The sequence below is a fragment of the Paraburkholderia sp. CI3 genome (assembly GCF_050436505.1).
In the GTDB taxonomy this organism is placed as follows: domain Bacteria; phylum Pseudomonadota; class Gammaproteobacteria; order Burkholderiales; family Burkholderiaceae; genus Paraburkholderia; species Paraburkholderia tuberum.
Genome location: NZ_JBNDMI010000004.1, coordinates 1332991 through 1352384, shown reverse-complemented (window position 1 = coordinate 1352384; position 19394 = coordinate 1332991). Strand labels below are relative to the sequence as shown.

Annotated in this window: 14 protein-coding genes and 2 pseudogenes; 11 read left to right on the top strand and 5 right to left on the bottom strand. The window is 60.8% G+C overall.

Going from position 1 to position 19394, the window contains the following annotated elements:
* The first annotated feature begins 363 nt into the window (after window positions 1–363).
* The 9 genes and pseudogenes from OKW29_RS27600 (at window position 364) to OKW29_RS27560 (ending at window position 9724) form a co-directional block, all read left to right on the top strand.
* Window positions 364–1846: pseudogene (locus OKW29_RS27600) on the top strand (aldehyde dehydrogenase).
* Window positions 1847–1950: 104 nt separating this feature from the next.
* Window positions 1951–3399: an FAD-dependent tricarballylate dehydrogenase TcuA gene (tcuA, locus tag OKW29_RS27595; RefSeq protein ID WP_429293331.1), complete on the top strand. Its 1449-nt coding sequence runs from the start codon at window positions 1951–1953 to the stop codon at window positions 3397–3399.
* A 53-nt stretch (window positions 3400–3452) separates the two neighbouring features.
* Window positions 3453–4634, top strand: a complete 1182-nt coding sequence (locus tag OKW29_RS27590) for an ABC transporter substrate-binding protein (RefSeq protein ID WP_184067841.1) — start codon at window positions 3453–3455, stop codon at window positions 4632–4634.
* A 10-nt stretch (window positions 4635–4644) separates the two neighbouring features.
* Window positions 4645–5517 (top strand): branched-chain amino acid ABC transporter permease, encoded by an 873-nt coding sequence (locus OKW29_RS27585; protein WP_184067844.1) that lies wholly within the window; start codon window positions 4645–4647, stop codon window positions 5515–5517.
* Window positions 5510–6514 carry a branched-chain amino acid ABC transporter permease gene (locus OKW29_RS27580; protein ID WP_184067847.1) on the top strand — a complete coding sequence of 335 codons (1005 nt, stop codon included), beginning with the start codon at window positions 5510–5512 and terminating at the stop codon, window positions 6512–6514. The genes OKW29_RS27585 and OKW29_RS27580 overlap by 8 nt, the downstream gene beginning before the upstream one ends.
* Window positions 6514–7269: an ABC transporter ATP-binding protein gene (locus tag OKW29_RS27575; protein WP_184068063.1), complete on the top strand. Its 756-nt coding sequence runs from the start codon at window positions 6514–6516 to the stop codon at window positions 7267–7269. Before OKW29_RS27580 ends, OKW29_RS27575 begins: the two co-directional genes overlap by 1 nt.
* Window positions 7262–7975 carry an ABC transporter ATP-binding protein gene (locus OKW29_RS27570; protein WP_221307730.1) on the top strand — a complete coding sequence of 238 codons (714 nt, stop codon included), beginning with the start codon at window positions 7262–7264 and terminating at the stop codon, window positions 7973–7975. Before OKW29_RS27575 ends, OKW29_RS27570 begins: the two co-directional genes overlap by 8 nt.
* Window positions 7976–8004: 29 nt before the next feature.
* Window positions 8005–8754: an electron transfer flavoprotein subunit beta/FixA family protein gene (locus OKW29_RS27565; protein WP_429293330.1), complete on the top strand. Its 750-nt coding sequence runs from the start codon at window positions 8005–8007 to the stop codon at window positions 8752–8754.
* A gap of 13 nt (window positions 8755–8767) precedes the next feature.
* Window positions 8768–9724 (top strand): electron transfer flavoprotein subunit alpha/FixB family protein, encoded by a 957-nt coding sequence (locus OKW29_RS27560; RefSeq protein WP_429293329.1) that lies wholly within the window; start codon window positions 8768–8770, stop codon window positions 9722–9724.
* A gap of 13 nt (window positions 9725–9737) precedes the next feature.
* Here OKW29_RS27560 and OKW29_RS27555 read toward each other — a convergent pair whose 3' ends face one another.
* Entirely contained in the window at window positions 9738–10487 is a 750-nt protein-coding gene (locus tag OKW29_RS27555; protein ID WP_429293328.1) for a transporter substrate-binding domain-containing protein, read from the bottom strand.
* A 119-nt stretch (window positions 10488–10606) separates the two neighbouring features.
* Complete coding sequence (locus tag OKW29_RS27550) at window positions 10607–11926, bottom strand: Nramp family divalent metal transporter (protein ID WP_429294952.1); 1320 nt, start codon at window positions 11924–11926, stop codon at window positions 10607–10609.
* 417 nt (window positions 11927–12343) lie between these two features.
* Between OKW29_RS27550 and OKW29_RS27545 the strand changes: the two genes are divergently transcribed.
* Both OKW29_RS27545 and OKW29_RS27540 read left to right on the top strand, forming a co-directional pair.
* On the top strand, window positions 12344–12796 hold the full coding sequence (locus OKW29_RS27545) for a DUF3331 domain-containing protein (RefSeq protein WP_429293327.1): 453 nt from the start codon (window positions 12344–12346) through the stop codon (window positions 12794–12796).
* 63 nt (window positions 12797–12859) lie between these two features.
* On the top strand, window positions 12860–14308 hold the full coding sequence (locus OKW29_RS27540; RefSeq protein WP_429293326.1) for a catalase: 1449 nt from the start codon (window positions 12860–12862) through the stop codon (window positions 14306–14308).
* A gap of 106 nt (window positions 14309–14414) precedes the next feature.
* On the opposite strand, the gene OKW29_RS27535 is transcribed toward OKW29_RS27540, so the two are convergent.
* From OKW29_RS27535 to OKW29_RS27525, 3 genes and pseudogenes are all read right to left on the bottom strand, one after another.
* Entirely contained in the window at window positions 14415–15587 is a 1173-nt protein-coding gene (locus tag OKW29_RS27535) for a LysR substrate-binding domain-containing protein (RefSeq protein WP_429294951.1), read from the bottom strand.
* Window positions 15588–15659: 72 nt separating this feature from the next.
* Window positions 15660–15827 (bottom strand): annotated as a pseudogene (locus tag OKW29_RS27530) (alkene reductase); the annotation flags it as partial.
* 504 nt (window positions 15828–16331) lie between these two features.
* Window positions 16332–19304 carry an ATP-binding protein gene (locus tag OKW29_RS27525; protein ID WP_429293325.1) on the bottom strand — a complete coding sequence of 991 codons (2973 nt, stop codon included), beginning with the start codon at window positions 19302–19304 and terminating at the stop codon, window positions 16332–16334.
* Between the last annotated feature and the right edge of the window lie 90 nt (window positions 19305–19394).

Below are 19394 nucleotides of genomic sequence, written 5' to 3'. Positions count from 1 at the left end.
GGCTGACGACAGGCGTTACTTTACACGTATGGAATGCACAACACAGCGCCTGAGAGCAACGACTGCATTCCGCTCATCGATCGGCATAAACCCTGGTGCCAATGCGGAAACTCATTCGTCCGAGACCGTCCCATGACAGTGTTGCAGGTGCCGTCAAACATCCGTGCCGCAAGGCTTGCAGCGTTTGGACCGCCAACGGTACTTGAGAAACAGTCACTAAATTGTGACGATTTTTCGTTTGAGGATGATCCATCGGGTTGTCAGGATGACGTCACCAGAGCAACCACTGAAGCCACGGAAAAGGCGCAAAGCTGAGATGCGCGATTTGCCTGGCTGAGGACTTCAAAAGCGAAAGGACGTGAAATGAGCGAGAAATACGGGCTGTTCATCAACAACGAATTTGTCGAACCGCGTTCGGGCAAATGGTTCGAGAGCCTCGATCCGTTTTCGGGCGAACCGTGGGCGCTGATTCCGCAGGCGAATGCCGAAGATGTCGACGCGGCGGTGCGTGCGGCCGACGCAGCGATGCGCGGTCCGTGGGGAAGCATGTCGGCCAGCGACCGGGGCATGCTGCTGCATCGCTTAGGCGCATTGATCGATGCAAACGCGCAACGTCTAACCGAAGTCGAAAGCCGTGACAACGGCAAGCTGCAAAGCGAGGTGGCGGGGCAGGTGCGGTACGTCGCAAAGTACTTCTACTACTATGGCGGTCTCGCGGACAAGATCCAGAGCGCGGTTATCCCGATGGACAAGCCCAAGGTGTTTAACTACACGCGCTACGAGCCGATCGGTGTGGTCGGCACCATCACGCCGTGGAACTCATCGCTGCTACTGACGGCATGGAAGCTCGCGCCGGCGCTAGCGGCGGGGAACACCGTTGTTGCCCAAGCCTTCGGAATTTACGTCGGTATCGCTCCTCGAACTCGCCCGCCTGTTCGTCGATGCGGGGTTTCCCCCAGGCGTGTTCAATGTGATCACCGGGTTCGGCCAGGAAGCGGGCGAACCGCTGGTCACGCATCCGCTGGTGCCGCGCATTGCCTTTACCGGCGGCGACGAGGGCGGCCGCAAGGTCAACGAACTCGGCGCCAAGCACTTCAAGCGGGTGTCGCTGGAGCTGGGCGGCAAATCACCGAATATTGTCTTCGGCGACGCCGATCTCGCGAAAGCAGCTAACGGTGTGATCACCGGCATCTTCTCCGCCGGCGGCCAAACTTGCATGGCCGGTTCCCGTCTGTTGCTTCAGGAGAGCATCCACGATGAGTTTGTCGAGCGACTGTTGACGATCACGCGCAACGCGAAGGTCGGCGATCCGTCCAAACCAGGTATCCAGGTCGGTCCAGTTGCCACGCGTCCACAGTTCGAAAAGGTGATGCGTTACATCAACATCGCCAAGGAAGAAGGTGCGCGCTGCATCGCTGGAGGGCGCGCGCCACAGGGACCAGAATACGGTTGCGGGCAAATTGTCGAGCCGACGATTTTCGTCGACGTGGATAACTCCATGCGCATTGCCCAGGAGGAAGTGTTCGGTCCCGTGCTCGCGGTTATGAAGTTCAAGGACGAAGAAGATGCGCTGCGAATTGGCAACGATATCCGCTTTGGCCTTGCGGCCGGCGTCTGGACGCAAAGCCTGAAGCGCGCCATGCTGATGAGCGAAAAACTTCGCGCCGGTACGGTGTGGATAAACAACTATCGGTCGACGAGCTATACGACGCCGTTTGGCGGCTTCAAGGACAGCGGCATCGGCCGTGAAGGGGGCATCGACGCGGTGAAGGAATATCTGGAAACGAAGAGCGTGTGGATCTCGACCGATCTCGATATGCCGGATCCGTTCATCCGCAAGTACTGAAGCCGTAACGGGTAAAGTATGTCGTCCCGCTGCCCGTTGGCGGCGGGACGAGGAGTTAAACCGATAAGAGGATAGGGGACATCATGTCCGATTCGCACCAACAGTTGTTCGACGTGACCGTGGTCGGCGCCGGTATTGCAGGACTGTCTGCCGCCGTCGCAGCGGCCAGCGCGGGGGCACGCGTCGCGGTACTCGAGCGCGCGCCGGAGGAGGAGTTTGGTGGCAACACCCGCTGGACGGAGGCGTATTTCCGGATGTCATCGGAAGACGAGGTCAGCGCCGACTTTGAGGAACGGCTTGCCGAAAACGCGGGCGACCATCTGGACCCGTACATCATCGAGCAGGTTGCGCAACCCTATCAGTTCTGGCCGCCGTTCGTGAAGGCGCACGGGATGCCTGATCCGGAACTGATCTCCGAGTTGGCAGGACGCGCAGCTGAGACGGTCAAATGGCTCAAGACCTTCGGAGTGCGTTTTGACACGCTGCCGACTTATTTCATCACGGCCGCTGCGCCGCGGCTGATGCCTGTTGGCGGCGGTCTCGCGTTGATCGAGGCATTGCGGGACCACGCGTTGAAGCTCGACGTCCAGATTTTCTACGAGACCACCGCAAAGTCGCTGTCTCGTACTCTTGACGACCGGTTTCTGCTCGCCTGTTCCAGCGCGAAGGGACGCATCGCTTTTAACAGCGCAGCGCTCGTCCTTGGCTCCGGTGGCTTCGAGGGAAACCCGGAAATGCTGGCTCAGTATATCGGCGGTGCGGCCCGCTACCTGCGTCCTGTGGCGCGGGGCGGATATCAGAATCGCGGCGAGGGTATCCGCATGGCGCTCGACGCGGGCGCAGCGCCGGCAGGCGACTTCAGTGCGTATCATGCGGAGCCCCTCGACCCGCGCTCTGCGCAGCCCGAAGCGCTGGTGATGAATTTCCCTTATGGCATTCTCGTAAACCGAGACTGCAACCGTTTCGTAGATGAAGCGCCTGGTCCAGTGGATATTCACTACGACCATATCTCACGGGCGATTGCTGATCAGCCGGGCGGGATCGCGTATGTCATTTACGACGCCTCCATTGACGACGTGCCGAACTGGAAGCGAAGCATCAGGACCGATCAACCGGCGATCACGGCCGATACGGTCGACGCATTGGCCGGCAAGCTCGGGCTCGCGCCGGAGCGACTTTCAGCGACGGTTGCCGCATACAACGACGCGTGTGGGGAGGGCGAGTTCAAGGCGCTGGAGGTCGATGGACTCGCGACACATGGTCTGTTCCCCAAAAAATCCAACTGGTCGCGCCGGATCGAAAAAGGGCCGTTCGCCGCATACCCGATCATTTCTGGCATCTGTTTCACCTACGGCGGTGTCAAGACCAATCGTCACGCGGAGGTCGTCGATTGCGATGGACGTCCGATCGAGGGTCTGTATGCCGCAGGCGAGGCTGCGGGTCTGTACTACCAGGTCTATACCGGTGCGACGTCGGTGATGCGCGGCGCGGTGTTCGGCAAGACCGCCGGCGAGCGCGCTGCCGCTTTGGCGCAACGCAGCCGCAAACGCTGACGAAGGCAGCCCGTCACAGCACCCAACTTCATACAAAAATCTAGGAGACGATCATGAAAGCACGCACATTCGTGCGGTGGATTGGTGTTGCCGTCGCTTTCGTGTCCACCGTATCGATCGTTTCGATACCGGCGTACGCAGAAACAGGCGTGACCAACGACACGATTAAAATCGGCCTATTCGGCGAGATGACCGGTGCGGCGTCGCTGTACGGCAAGTCGGTGTATGGCGCCGAGGCCGTCTACAAGCAGGCAAACGACGCGGGCGGTGTCAACGGTCGCAAGATCGAGATCGTAAGGGAAGATGAGTCCTGCGATCCGTCGAAAGGCATTGCGGCAGTTCGCAAACTGGTTTCGCAGGATCAGGTGTTCATGATTCATGGTGGCGTCTGCAGTGGGGTTGTACTCGCGGCGAGGCCCGAACTGATCAAAAGCGGCGTGCCGTTCATGGATCTCGGGGCGGCCAGTGTGATGATCTCCATGCCGTTTGCCGCGAACATCTTCCAACCCGTCGCAACTACCGATGCCGTTGGACGTCGCATGGCCGATTTCGCGATGTCGCGGGCGGGCACGACCAAAGTTGCGATCATCAGCCATTCGGACGACTGGGGCAAATCGAACCGCGATCCTGCTGTTGCGGAGTTGATGCAGAAGTTCAATCTGCAACCGGTAGCGGACCTGTCGATGGAGCGCGGCACCAGCGATGCGACGCCGCAAGTGCTGAAGGTCAAAACGTCCGGCGCGCAGGTGGTATTGGCGATGCTTTATCCAGCCGAACTCGCGATCTTCATGCGTGATGCCTACAAGTACGGCCTCCAGGTTCCGGTACTCGGAAGCCAGGGCGTCTCGCTTGACGACACGCGTCAGCGTGCGGGCAATCCGCATGCGGCCGACAACCTTTACGTGTTCTATCCGCTTGTCGCACCGCTCGACGATGCGCGGATGCAGCCATGGCTGAAGCTCGTCAATCGCTACGGCAGCGGGGGGCAGCCCGAGACTTTCACGTTTCTGGGTATGGGTGGCGCGGCGGCCGTCGTGCAGGCGCTTAAAGATTCTGGTCGCGACCTGACGCGCGGGCGATTCATCGCGGCGATGAACAATCTTCACAGTTTCGACACCGGCGTGATGGCTGCGCCGCTGACCTTCACGGCTACCGATCACGCGGGACTGAAGACTGGCAGCATGCTGACCTACGTGAACGGCAAGGCGACGGTCGTCCAGACGCTTCAGAAGTAACCAGGGGCTCATGATGCTGATCCAGCTCTTTCTCAGCGGCATATCGCAGGGCGGTGTGTACGCGCTTGTCGCATTAGGTATGACTCTGCTGTTTCGATGCACGACTGTCGTCAATTTTGCGCAGGGCGACATGCTGATGGCTGGCGCGTTTTCGCTGTACGTGTTCATGCAACTGTTCAACGGAAATTACGCGCTAGCAGCGCTCTGTTCACTCGTCGCGCTCGGCGTGATGTCGGTCGGCATCAATATCCTGTTTATCGAGCCGATGGCGCGCGCGCCGCACACTTCGGTGGTGATGATGACGGTTGCCGTGTCGTTCATGCTGCGCGGCATTGCGCGGATATTCTGGGGCCGCGACGTGATATCGATGCCGGCAGTGTTTTCGTATCCGCCCGTGACTTTGGGGGACATTGTGTGGACCACCCAGGACATCGTGATCACGCTCGCCGCGCTCGTGATCGTCGGTGCGTTCCTGCTGTTCTTTTATCGCTCGAAACCTGGCCGGCTCGCGCAGGCGGTCTCGCAAAACGGTCGTGGGGCGGCAATGGTCGGAGTCGACGTGGTTGGCTTCAATCGGATGATCTGGGGTGTCACCGGCATGATGGCGGCGGCGAGCGGCATCCTGATCGCGCCGATCACGCTGCTGTACCCGGACATGGGCGCGGGGGTCCTGATCAAGGCGTTCGCGGCGATGGCGCTGGGCGGCTTCGGCACGGTCGGCGGTGCGGTGCTCGGCGGTTTCCTGCTCGGCATACTCGAACAGCTATCGGGCGGCTATGTGTCGACCGGGATGATCGATATCTGCGCATATCTCGTGATTATCTTCGTGCTGACCGTCAAGCCGTCTGGCTTGCTGGGCAGAAGGGAGTTTGCCCGTGTCTGATCTCGCCTCCCGTCACGCGGTGCGTGGCACGCGGTATAGCCGCAGATTGCTCGCGGTGCCGCTGATCCTGCTGGTTGCCTTGCTCGCCGCAGTGCCGGTCGTAACGAACGACTATATCCAGTACGTAGTCAATCTGATCCTTGTGTATGTGCTGGTGACCGTCGGCTTCAATCTGGTGCTTGGTTATCTGGGCCAGCTAGCGTTCTGCAACACCGCCTTCTACGGCGTGGGCGCCTATACCGCGGGACTCGTCGCCACGCATCTGACGCATTCGTTCGTGCTTGTCGTGTTGGGCAGCGCATTGGCCGGCACGCTTGCCGGGCTGCTCGTTTCGCTGCCCGCGTTACGTCTGTCCGGCTACTACCTTGCGATCGTGACGTTAGCGTTTGGCGAAATGCTGCGCTGGGCTTATATCCACGCGGATACGGTGACCCAGGGTTCAACCGGCCTTCTCGTCCCGACGCCGGAACTGTTCGGCATGGCAGTCGACTCGCAGACGCGGCTGTACTTCGCGTTCATTGTTACGGTGGCAGTGATGCTGTGGCTGGTACGGAACATCCTTGGATCGCGCTTCGGGCGCGCGCTGGTCGCGATTCGCAACAACCGCCTCGCCGCTATGTCCGTCGGCGTGGCGCCAGCGCAAGCAACGATTCTGGCGTTCGCTCTGAGCGGGTGTGTGGTGGGTGTCGCGGGCGGCCTGTTCGCCATGTTGACGTCGCGCATTGCACCGGAAAATTTCGGCCTCGGCGAGATGTTGATCGAATATTCGATGGTGATGATTGGTGGCCTCGGGAGCCTGTGGGGTTCGGTGCTCGGTGCCGTGCTGCTTACTGGCGCGCCGGAATTCCTGCGCAACTTCGCGGGCTACGAGGAAATCATCTTCAGCCTGCTGCTGATCGTGGTGCTGCGCGTGTCACCGCGAGGTCTCGGCGGTGTGCTTTCGGCACGGCTTCCGTTCTGCAAGGAACGTCTGTTCGTTTCATCGGGAGACCGCTGATGACGACTGCACTTTCAGTGAATAACGTCACGGTGCGCTTCGCCGGGCTAGTCGCAGTATCTGATGTGTCGCTCGATATCGAGGCCGCGACCGTTTGCTCGATGATCGGACCGAACGGTGCTGGCAAGACAACGCTGTTTAACGCGATCACGGGGTTTGTCACGCCAAGTGAGGGGAGCGTCAAGTTTAACGGTATTGAACTCGCGGGCAGAAAGACGCATGCAATTGCCAAAGCCGGTGTGCGCCGCACATTCCAGGGTGGCGGCCTGTTCGGCGATATGACCGTACTCGAGAACGTGCTGTGCGGCATGCAGGGCACGCTGGGCACCGGGTTCCTTGGCACGCTGCTCGGCTTCCCGTCTGCACGCCGGGCCGAACGCGAAGCGGTGGATCGGGCAATGCTACTCCTGGACGACATGCAGCTTGCATCCCACGCAGACCGCCTCGTCTCGGAACTCCCGTTCGGCTTGCAACGACAGGTCGACATTACACGGGCACTCGCTGCACGAGCCGAACTGATCATGCTCGACGAGCCCGCGGTGGGACTTTCGGTGGCCGACTGCGACCGGCTCGCTGAGGTGTTGCGGCAGGTCACGTCGCGTGGCGTCACCGTGCTGATGATCGAACACAACATGAACCTGGTTATGCAGGCTTCGGACAAGGTCGCGGTGCTGAACTATGGTCAGTTGCTTGCGACCGGCACGCCCGAGCAGATCCGTTCGAACGAATCCGTACTGGAGGCCTATCTTGGTTGATACGACATCGCTGCATATCTCGGGACTGACGGCCGGCTACGCGAAACTTCCGGTACTGCATGGCATCGATCTTCGACTCGAGCCAGGCGAAGTGGTCACCGTGCTGGGGGCGAACGGCAGCGGCAAGACCACCCTGCTCAACGCTGTGTGTGGCTTCGTGCGGCCGTGGAGCGGCTCGGTCAAGGTCGGAGGAACGGAGTTGCGCGGCAGCTCTTCACATAAGGTGTTTGCGGCTGGCGTGGTGCAGGCTTCGGGGCAGCGCGAACTGTTTCCCGAGATGACGGTTCTCGAAAATCTACGGATGGGTGCCGTCACGCGCTCGCGGATCGACGACGCCGAGATGGAGCAGGTGTTCGATTTCTTTCCCCGTCTGCGAGAGCGGGTTGGTCAGAAAGCGAAAACGATGTCGGGTGGCGAGCAGCAGATGGTCGCCATCGGCCGGGCGCTGCTATCGCGGCCGCGCATCCTGCTGCTCGATGAACCGCTCGCGGGACTGTCGCCGCTGTTTGTCGGTGAGATCAGCAAGATCATGCTCGAATTGAAGGCGCGCGGTACGACGATGCTGCTGGTCGAACAGAACATCGCGATGGCCGCGCGTGTCAGCGATCGCTTTTATGTGCTGCGCGACGGTCATATGATCGCGCAGGGCGCGGGCGCTGAACTCCGTGAGAATCACCGGGAACTAGCGCATAAGTATTACCTGTGAAGACGAGATGGAAGGGTAAGGACGGAACGATGAAAATTTTGGTGCCAGTCAAAAGAGTGGTCGATTGCAACGTGAAGGTCCGCGTGAAATCGGACGGGACGGGCGTCGATATCGCGAACGTGAAAATGTCGATGAACCCGTTCGACGAAATCGCGGTTGAAGAAGCGGTGCGTCTGAAGGAAGCGGGCGTCGCGACCGAAGTGATCGCCGTGTCGGCCGGTGTGACGCAGGCGCAGGAAACGCTGCGCACCGCGCTCGCCATCGGCGCGGATCGCGCGATCCTGATCGAATCGAACGAAGACCTGCAGCCGCTCGCCGTCGCGAAGCTGCTCAAGGCGCTCGTCGACAGGGAGCAGCCGCAACTGGTGATCCTCGGCAAACAGGCGATCGACGACGACTCCAATCAGACCGGCCAGATGCTCGCCGCGCTCGCGAATCTGCCGCAGGCGACGTTCGCGTCGAAGCTTGTCGTGGCGGACGGCAAGGCGACGGTGTCGCGTGAAGTGGACGGCGGCGCGGAAACGCTGTCGCTGACGCTGCCGGCCGTGGTCACGACCGATCTGCGCCTGAACGAGCCGCGCTACGTAACGCTGCCGAACATCATGAAGGCGAAGAAAAAGCCGCTGGAAACGGTCAAGCCCGAAGACCTCGGCGTCGATGTCACGCCGCGTCTGAAGACGCTGAAAGTCGCCGAGCCGCCCAGGCGCTCCGCCGGTGTGAAGGTGCCGGACGTGAAGACGCTGGTCGAGAAGCTGAAGACCGAAGCGAAGGTGCTGTGAGGAGACCCAAGAAATGACGAACCTGGTAATTGCAGAACACGACAATGCGTCGATCAAGGCCGCGACGCTGAACACGATCGCAGCGGCACGGAAGATCGGCGGTGATATTCACGTGCTGGTCGCGGGGCATAACGCGCAGGGCGCGGCCGATGCGGCAGCGAAGATCGCTGGTGTCAGCACGGTGCTGCTCGCCGATGCGCCGCAACTGGCCGAAGGCCTCGCGGAAAACGTCGAAGCAACGGTCCTGACGCTTGTGCAAGATGCGGCGAAGCACTACACGCACATCCTCGCGCCGGCTACCGCCTACGGCAAGAACATCGCGCCGCGTATCGCCGCGAAGCTCGACGTCGCGCAGATCAGCGACATCACCGCAGTGGATAGCGCCGACACGTTCGAGCGTCCGATCTACGCGGGCAACGCAATCGCGATCGTGCAATCGGCTGACCCGATCAAGGTCATCACCGTGCGCTCGACCGGTTTTGATGCCGTCGCGGCCGAAGGCGGCAGCGCAGCGGTCGAGAAGATTGAAGCGGCAGCCGACGCAGGCCTCGCGCAGTTCGTGAGCCGCGAAGTGACGAAGCTCGATCGTCCGGAACTGACGAGCGCGAAGATCATCGTGTCGGGTGGCCGTGGTCTGGGCAATGGCGAGAACTACATGAAGGTGCTCGAGCCACTGGCCGACAAGCTGAACGCGGCGCTGGGCGCATCGCGTGCGGCGGTCGATGCGGGCTTCGTGCCGAACGACTATCAGGTCGGCCAGACGGGCAAGATCGTCGCGCCGCAACTGTATGTGGCAGTCGGTATCTCAGGCGCGATCCAGCATCTGGCCGGCATGAAGGACTCGAAGGTGATCGTCGCGATCAACAAGGACCCGGAAGCGCCGATTTTCAGCGTCGCCGACTATGGTCTGGTGGGCGATCTGTTTGGCGCGGTGCCTGGCTGGATCGACGAAATGCGTTCGCGGGCCTAACCAAGCCGCTGGACTATTCGGCGCTCGCCGCGACAGTCGCTCCCCTCGCACCGTACTTTTGCAGCGTCGTCTCGACAAATCCAGAGAACTTCGCCCGCTCCACGAAATCGCAGAGGAAACGGTGGCCTGCCCCGAGGCGGGTGAGCGGCATGCCCATCGCCTGCTCGATAGACATAAACTGGTCAGCCAACACCTGTATGTCCTCGTGGAGTGCCACGGCCGCGATCAAAGGCTGACGAATACCTGCTGCCGCATCCAGATCCTCTTTAAGCATCAAGTCGACAACGGCCTGAGAAGTATCTGTGTAGACCAGTTCGGCGTGTCTGAGCGTACGTTTGAGAAAGAGATCGTAGGCAGATTTGCGCGCTGCGGCGATGCGCATACCCGGCTGATCGACATCTGCGACACTCACGAAAGGCGTTTCTTTTCGCACGGCATATGTTCCTTCGATCAGTAGATACGGCGCGGTGAATGCGATGTGTGCTGCACGCTGCGGATCGATTCCAAGGAATGCAACGTCCCACACGTCGTTGGCAGCGGACTCGGCGACGAGACCGGCAGCATTGAACGGCACCAGGCGGACCGGCACGCCCAATTCTTCGCCAAGACGAAAGGCAATCTCGGGCGTAATGCCTGTCGGTGCCGCATCGCCGTGTGTGCTATTGCGCGGTTGCGCCAGCACTGCGTTGCCGAGGTTGATAGCGGCGCGCAGGACGCCGTGCGGGGCAAGGGCGGCGATAGTTTCAGGAGGGACAGTGCTCATGTCTGTTACCTGGAAGGTTTGAGTCGTTTGGGCGGTGCCGGGTTCAACATCTGCATATCCAGAACATCACATCGAATCGGGCGGCATGTGAACCGACGGGCGTCAGGGGCTAGTGCCTATCATCCAGTAACACTTTGCCAGAGAAGTACGATATTCAGCAGCACGATGATGCCAGCTGCCATCCACGCAAGCCATAACGTGATACCGCGAAGTCTCCAATCGGCCAACAACGTACGATCGGCTGCGAAGCGGATCAACGGCACGACCGCAAGCGGCAACGTGAGACTCAGTACCACCTGGCTGGCGATGAGCAGGTTGGCCGAGCCGTGTTCGCCCCAGATAAGCACTGCTGCGAGAGCGGGTCCGATTGCCAGAGCGCGCGTCACGAGCGCCCGTTGCGGGGCGGCCAGACGCAGTTGCAGAAAACCCTCCATGATGGCCTGTCCCGCGAGTGTGCCGGTTACCGTTGAGTTAAGCCCACACGCAAGCAGAGCGGAGGCGAACAGCAGGCTTGCCCAATGGGAGCCGACCAGTGGCGCCAGTAACCGGTGTGCTTCGCTGAGATCGCTGACGTCCGTGTGTCCGCTGGCGTGGAAGACGGCAGCGGCAACGATGAGAAGCGACGCATTGATTGCGAAAGCAAACGACAGCGACCCGAGCGTGTCGATGGATACAGCGCGGAGAGTCGCGGTCAGTTTGCGTCGTGTCTCGGCCGTCTGCAGTGGCGTGAGCAGCGCGGTAGCTTTGCCGCGCGCAGTTGCGAATGTGCTTTTTGCGTCTTCCAGACCGTGGTTTTTTACGAGCGCCGAGTGCAGATAAAGATTGTGCGGCATCACCGTCGCCCCGACGATGCCGACGGCAAGCCAGACGATGCCTGCATCGCGCACCAATCCGCTCGAAGGCACAAGGCCGTGGGCGGCTTCGCTCCAGTCCGGTCCGGCCAGGGCGAGTTGTGCAACAAAGCATATGGCGATGAACAATAGCAACAGAGTGATCGTCGCTTCGAGCGAGCGGGAGCGTCCGTGGAGCACCAGCATCCCAAGTGTGCCGAGCGCCGACAGCAAGACTCCGACCCATAGTGGGACGTGAAGCAGCAGTTGCAATGCCACCGCGCTACCTACGACCTCAGCGACATCGCAGGCGACGATCGCAACCTCGCTTGCAATCCACAGCGCCAGTGTGGTGCGCCGCGAAAAACGCTCGCGGCACAGTTGCGCGAGGTCGCGCCCCGTGACCACGCCCACGCGTGCGGCAATCCATTGAAGAAGCATTGCCATCAGGCTCGCCAATGCGACCACACTGAGCAGCCGATATCCATATCGAGCTCCCCCGGCAAGCGCGGTTGCCCAATTGCCTGGATCCATATAACCGACCGCAACCAGAGCGCCGGCTCCTGCATAGTTCATCCACGAGATACCACGGCGACCCGACGAACGCATGCCGTTGCGGTGCGCGTCTGGTAAGAAGTTCGATACAGGTTCCATGATGGCTCGCTGGCGAAGAGACGGGACGAACTGGGCGGCGTTCCACATGCTCGTGCAGGTAGGACCGAAAAGACCCAGGCGGATGCTCGAATCATCTCCGAGTGGGACGCGCGGAGCCAATCGGAAATGCTGGGCATTTCGATAAGCGGCGCGAATCGAATGCAACACAGATCCGGCGGGTGATCGATCAGATTCACGGTTTGCGTCATTTCACGACATTTCACGCGCCTTAATTCATTCGTGGGACTACGATCGATTAGTGGCTCCTGCGCAGAGGCCCGAGTTCTGCGAAGTGGGTCGAATACAACGAGATTGCGTCGGTAACACGGTACTGATGCGCTCCAACCGACCGAACTCACACTGAGGTGATCGATGAATGCATCGGAAACTTTGTCTTCCGCCTCGCGCAGGCACGCGAATGGATGTGCGATACCTGTCACTAGCGGATGGACGCGGGATGCATGGAGTCAGACGCTGCAACTCCTGAGGATTCTGTCTTCCGGCGTCGCAGGGCCGGGACAAGAAAATTTAGAGGGGACCCAGCGCTCACGTACCGCAAGACAGTCCGGCGATTCTGCGCGATCTGCGCCAGTCGTTACCCTGATAGAGCGTCTTTCCAGCGTGGCGGTAACGCTCAGTTGGCGTTGCACGGCGTGTCACTACGGCGATCAGGTCTGGATGCGCTGTATCGCTCGACAGTCTGGTGTTTGCGCTGTAAGTGGCGTCGCGATCCGCCGGGGGGATGCTGTGTACCGCCCGCGCAGTCGCGGGCATTGGTTGCCCGTCAACGTTGACGCGATGATTCACGCACGTGCGTTCGAATAATTCGCTGCGCTTTATCTAGCGGGCGCCACTTGGCGTCCTTATCATTTTCAGTCAGGACGATCTATGAAGAAACTCACGACGGCTTTCGGTGCTCCGGTAGTCGACAACAACAATATCCAGACTACCGGTCCGCGGGGCCTCGCGCTGTTGCAGGACGTCTGGTTTCTCGAGAAGCTGGCGCACTTCGACCGCGAGGTTATTCCCGAGCGACGTATGCACGCAAAGGGATCCGGAGCATTCGGTACCTTCACGTTGACGCACGACATTACGCGCTATACGCGCGCGAAGATCTTTTCGGAGATCGGCAAGGCGACGCCAATGTTCGCGCGCTTCTCGACGGTCGCCGGTGAGCGCGGCGCTGCTGATGCGGAACGTGACATCCGGGGGTTCGCACTGAAGTTCTATACGGAGGAGGGCAACTGGGATCTGGTCGGCAACAATACGCCGGTTTTCTTTCTTCGTGACCCGCTCAATTTCCCTGACCTGAATCACGCGATCAAACGCGACCCACGGACAGGATTGCGTAGCGCGGAAAGCAACTGGGATTTCTGGACGGGGCTGCCCGAAGCGCTTCATCAGGTGACGATTGTTATGAGTGACCGAGGCTTGCCGAAGTCATTCCGTCATATGCACGGATTCGGCAGTCACACTTTCAGTTTCATCAATGGGGATAACCAGCGGCACTGGGTGAAGTTCCATTTTCGTACCCAGCAGGGCATCGAGAATCTGACCGACGCCGAAGCCGAGGCGCTCGCCGGCAAGGACCGGGAGAGCTCGCATCGCGATCTGTACGAAAGCATCGAAAGTAATGAGTTTCCACGCTGGACACTTTATGTTCAGATCATGCGCGAGCAGGAAGCGGCGACGTGCCAGTTCAATCCGTTCGATCTCACGAAGGTTTGGCCGAAGAAAGACTATCCGCTGATTGAAGTAGGCGTGGTCGAATTGAACCGCAACGCTGAAAATCATTTCGCCGATGTAGAGCAGGCTGCGTTCAACCCGGCGAACGTTGTGCCGGGCATCGGCTTTTCGCCCGATCGCATGCTGCAAGGCAGGCTGTTTTCGTATGGAGATGCGCAGCGCTACCGTCTGAGCGTCAATCATAACCAGATTCCGGTGAATGCACCGAAATGTCCCGTGCACAGTTATCACCGCGACGGTCTGATGCGGGTCGACGGCAATAGTGGCGGCACAACCTCGTACAACCCCAACTCGCGTGGTGAGTGGGCTGACCAGCGCGCGTTGCGCGAACCGCCGCTCGCTTTGCAAGGGGCGGTAGACCATTGGGACCATCGTGAGGACGACGACTATTTCTCGCAGCCTGGCGCACTGTTTCGTCTGATGACGGCAGAGCAGCAACAGACGCTGTTTGATAACACCGCACGCGCCATTACCGGCGTGTCGAAACCTATCCAGCATCGCCACATCGAACATTGCACGAAGGCTGACCCGGCCTATGGTGCGGGCGTGGCCAAAGCGATTCAGGCTGCGGAAGAACTCGCCGGTCGATAACCGATCATCAGGCGAGAAAGAGGGACGTCGCGCGCTGCGCACGTCCCTTTTTTCTTTTGCCTTGCCACGCTGGGCGGCGTGGCTCCGCTTCCCGTACGTCCTGGTGCTACACGCCTTCTGGCGTTCCCGCCATTGCATTCAGGCGCAGTTGAGTTCGCCGCGCTTCCTCGTTTGCCACGTCGATGAGGTCGAGAATCAACGTGTTCGCTTCGTCGGCACGATAGAACTGGTGCACGGTCAGTTCGTTGAAGCCATCGATCGGCACGCAGCGTAGCCCTGCTGGCAACGACGCAAACACATAGGTCGCGCCGAGCATGACGCCCAAGCCTTGCTCGACAAGTGTCACGCCCATCTGCGCCTGCATGGTTTCGTAGACGAAATGCGGTGTGAAGCCAGCTCCGCGGCAAAGGTCCACCACCGAGTCGTACAGCGGCGGATTCACGTTGCGGCTGAAGATGATCAGCTTTTCCGCGGCCAGATCATCGAGCCGCAAGCGATCGAGTGACGCAAGCCGGTGATCATCGCGCATCAGCAGCGCCCAGCCCGAACTGACAAGTGGCTCCCCGCGAAGTTCGCCGCCGGGCGGCAGCGGGACCACCGGCACACCGAAGCCGACGTCGATCTGATGCTTCAGGAGCGCCTCGTATTGTTGCGCCGCGTTCATTTCGTGGCGCACGATCTTCACGTCCGGATACAGCGATTGAAGACGGATCAGCGATGGCGGCACGAACGGCAAGTTAGTGTATTCGACGAGTCCTATCGACACGACGAATTCCTGGTGGTCGCCGGCTTCGCGGGCTAGACGCAGCGATAGTTCGATTTGCGAAAACGCTTTGTCGATGCCGTCGCGTAGCGCTGCGCCAGCAGGTGTCAGCATGACCTGGCGACGATCGCGCATGAAGAGCTGCACGCCGACCAGTTCTTCGAGCTTGGCGATCTGCTGACTGAGCGCGGGTTGCGTGACGAAGGCCAGTTCGGCGGCGCGGCCAAAGTGCAATTCCTTCGCGAGGATGGAAAAGTAGCGCAGCTGGCGGAGTTCGACTCCTCGCATGAAGGCCTCGGCAAAATGGACAGCGGGTTTTAAGGGCGGGCTACATGCGGTACAGCGCAATCCGGTAACCAGATCTGATTCTACCGGGTGTCCAAGCCGGGTGGTGTGGAGTGAGGCACGACGGTAGACGAAGGGAGTATGACAGGCATCGCAGAAGAGCGAAGCCGGGAAAGCAGGCTGTGGTTCACTCGGGCGAGATACGGACCGTGAGGGAATGCATGAATCCACCAGACGCAAAACGCGTTGGTGGATTCGGCGTACGTTCCCCGTCCGCTTTGCAACGGGTTGTAGCGGCGAACGTCAAGCGTCGACGGTACTCGTCGCCGGATAGTCGGTGTAGCCAGTCGCGTCGCCGCCGTAGAAAGTCGGGCGGTCGTAGGCGTTAATCGGCGCATTCTGTTGCAGACGTTCGACGAGGTCGGGATTGGCTATGAAATAGCGGCCGAAGGCGACGGCGTCGACGAGGCCTTCCTCTACTGCGGCGCTCGCCACAACTGCAGGACCATTCGCCCGCCGCGTGCGTGCACCGCATCGGTGACCTTTCGCCAGCCGCGTCAACGGAGCCATCACGATTCGGTTCGGCAGTTCCAGTGCGCCCAACTTCAGCGGGTCGAAAAGCGTGTGGGATGACATGTCAGTATTTCCTTTGTCGCGGATTCGTTGAGTGAGCCCGCGGTGCACGCGTTGCGCGGCACAGGCTTGCTTTGCGTATCGCCGGTCTCCAGTTCAACAGCATTGGGTGCCGGCCGATGGAAAGCATTGTGTCCAGGCGCAGTACACCGGGCCAATTAGAAACGCGACTGGTACTGATAAGTATCGGTACGGCAGGCGGATCCCGCGCGATACGGATATAGCGTGGAGAACGCCGCGACGCGCGGCATCAGTCGAAAGTAGTGGGGGTTGCCGGGTCAGAAGGCAAGGCAGCTCGACTGATTGGTTCGGACGAAGAAGGAAGCGTGCTTCGCTAATTTGTCAGGATTCGTTGTCTGTCAGTGGCAATGCCGACGGTTCGCGCGCGTGTGCGAGCCGCATCAAACTATCGGCGCACCGCCTGGCCCAGAGCCCTGCACCGTTGCGGCGAGCGATAGCAAGAGCGCGCGACAGGCGGGCTTCAGCGGCAGCGCGTGCGACTTCGGGATGCAGTGCTGGATCTTGAAACAGAACCTCGCTCTTGATACGAAGAAGCTCTGGCATCGTCCACGCTTCGTCACAGCCCGATGCGCGCGTAAGCGCGGCGTCAACCGCGATGCGAGCATTCGCCACGTCGCCGGAGCGGGTCAACGCGTCGCAGTATGCCATCTGCGCAAGCGAATATACCGGCCCTTGGCCGATCGGCGCGACGGCTTCGAGAGCTGCTTTGAGGACCGGCAACCCGGCAGTCGGACCATCCCGCAGTACGGCGAGCATACCAGCGAACAACTGTGCGAGTTCTTGCCACGCTTCGAGGCCGGCTTGGGAAGTATCGTGCAGGAGCATGGTTACGTACCGCTCGGCGATTTCTGCGTTGCCGGTGTACAGGGCAACCGGGCAGGCGCCGTACGCCAGGGCATAGACGACTGTAGGGAGATGGTCGGTTGCCAGCGCGTCGTCGAGATTGCTCGCGGCTGCGGCCAGCGCTTCCTCCATATCGCCTTGCAACATGAGAACCTGTGCATCGAACGCACGAGCAACGACGAGCTGGTCGAATTGCAGCAGCTCGCCTATCCGCTTCACCGGCTCGACAGTCGAGTAATACCCGATCGAGGACTTCAGACGCGACCGCGCTTCCTCGAGTTCGCCTTTGTACATATGAGTCGTTCCCAGGATCCGGTCGCTCAGCGCCACATGCGCGGCGTTGCCGGTATGGGCAGCCAGCAAAGCGGCGTGACGCGCTGTTTCAAAAGCTGAACCATAGTCGCCGGCATTTCGCTGTGCGGCCCATACTCCCCACAACGCCTGGACCTGTCGCTCCATGTCGTTGATCTGCTCAGCGCGGACGAACACCTCCTGCCACGCGGCGCGCATGGTCTCGCCGCCTCCGTCGCGGTGCGTCAGTGCGGCCGCGCGTGCGCGCCATAGTTCAAGCTGAAGCGCAGAGTCCAGACTGGAGCGGGCGAGTGTCGTGTGCGGATCCGTTGCGAGCGCCCGATCCACCCAGCGCGAACACTCGCCGAAGAGAAACAGCGTTGACCACAATGGAACGGTAGCGGCGGTGAGTTCGAGCGCGAGCGACGTATCAGCATCGTCGGACCAGGCCAAGGCCAGCATGGCCCGAACGTTGTCGATTTCCCATGCGATTGGGCTGCTATGCGCGGCACTGCCATTCACCTCTTTCCCCGCCGTGTGCGCGTGCTGCTTCAACAGGGTCAGCAGATGCCGCGCTGCGAACCTGGCGACCTCGCGTGTCTCCCCGGCGTCGTTCAGCCGATCCAGGGCATAGGCCCGCGTGATGTGCAACAACCTGTAGCGTGGGACCGGGCCGGCGGTGTCAGCGGAAACCAGCGACTTTCCCACAAGGTCGGCGAGCAGGAAGATCAGCCCTCCTTCGTCAATCGTCGAGCCCGCTACCGCGCGCACGGCATCGAAGGCGAATGTGCCCGGAAACAATGCAAGACGACGCAACAGCACTTGCTGCCGTTCCGGCAGCGACTGATAGCTCCAGTCGAGCATGGCCGCGAGCGTTCGATGGCGCGGCGACGCAGTGCGGCGGCCAAGCATCAGCAAGCGGAACCGGTCATCGAGCAGCGTGGCAAGCCCGTGAATGCCGAACGCATCGACGCGGCCGGCACCTAGCTCGATCGCCAGCGCGATGCCGTCCAGGCGCCTGCAAATATCCGCCACGAGCGGCGCTTCCGGGTCGGTGAGTTCGAACTGGTGGTGGTTGGCGGTGACCCGCTCGACGAACAGTTGCACGGCGGGATAAGCCAATGCGTGTTCCGCAGACGGCTCGACGTCGGGCGGGGGCGACGTTAGCGGCGCGAGCCTGTAGACCTGCTCGCCATCGGCGCGTAACGGTTCACGGCTTGTTGCTATCAGATACAAGCCGGGCGACTGTTTGAGCAGGGATTCGGCAAGAAACGACGACGCATCGAGCACATGCTCGCAGCAATCGAACACGATCAGCATCCGCCGGTTCTCGACGTAGTGACCGATCGCGACTTCCGGTGCTGCGTTACCTGGTGCGATTCCAAGTGCCGCGGCCAGCGCCCCCGGCAGCAGGCGAGGGTCGGCCAGAGGTGCGAAGTCGACATGGAACACGCCGTCGGGATAAGAGCCGGCCAAGCTCGACGCGACGGCCAGCGCGACCGTCGTCTTGCCGATGCCGCCGGCTCCGGTGATGGTGACAAAGCGGCGATCGCGCAACTTGCCTGCAATAGCGAACACCGCTTCCGTGCGGCCGACCATGCGTGTGAGGCGCACTGGCAGGTTGCCCTGGATTCGGGCGACGCTGGAGGGCGGCGACGTTTCTGCCCGTAAAAGTTCCATCGCCACCGGTAGAGCGGTTGCCGTAGTGCCGCTATCGCGACTTACAACCCCCGTGAACCGGTAACCACGCCCCGACACGGTTGCAATCAGCGGTTGGGAGCCTTGTTGCCGGCTGCCAGTGTCGCCCAGTGCACGCCGCAAGGCGGCGACTTGCGCCCGGAGATTGCTGTCCTCCACTACGGTGGTGGGCCATGCCCGGTTAGTCAGCGTTTCCCTGTCCACCACCTGTCCGGCCTGTTCGACTAGTGCCAAAAGGATATCCATGGCGCGGCCGCCGACAGCGACGGGCGTGCCATTGCGCAGCAATCTTTGCTGTGCAGGAAAGAGGCGAAATACGCCGAATGCAAAACAGATATCAGACGGATACATCGATGTCGGATTGACTGGTGGCGGCGAAATGCCGTTGAACCGTTTTAGCACTTCAGAAAGGCTTACGCATGTCTGGATGCAATTTTCTGTCGCTCTCTCACATAAATTCACGACGATTCACTTTGGTGGCTCCCCGGGTGATGCGCATACTCGCAGCAAGTCCTCGAGTCGCCGGTAAGTCAGCCGAATCGGCCTAGTGGG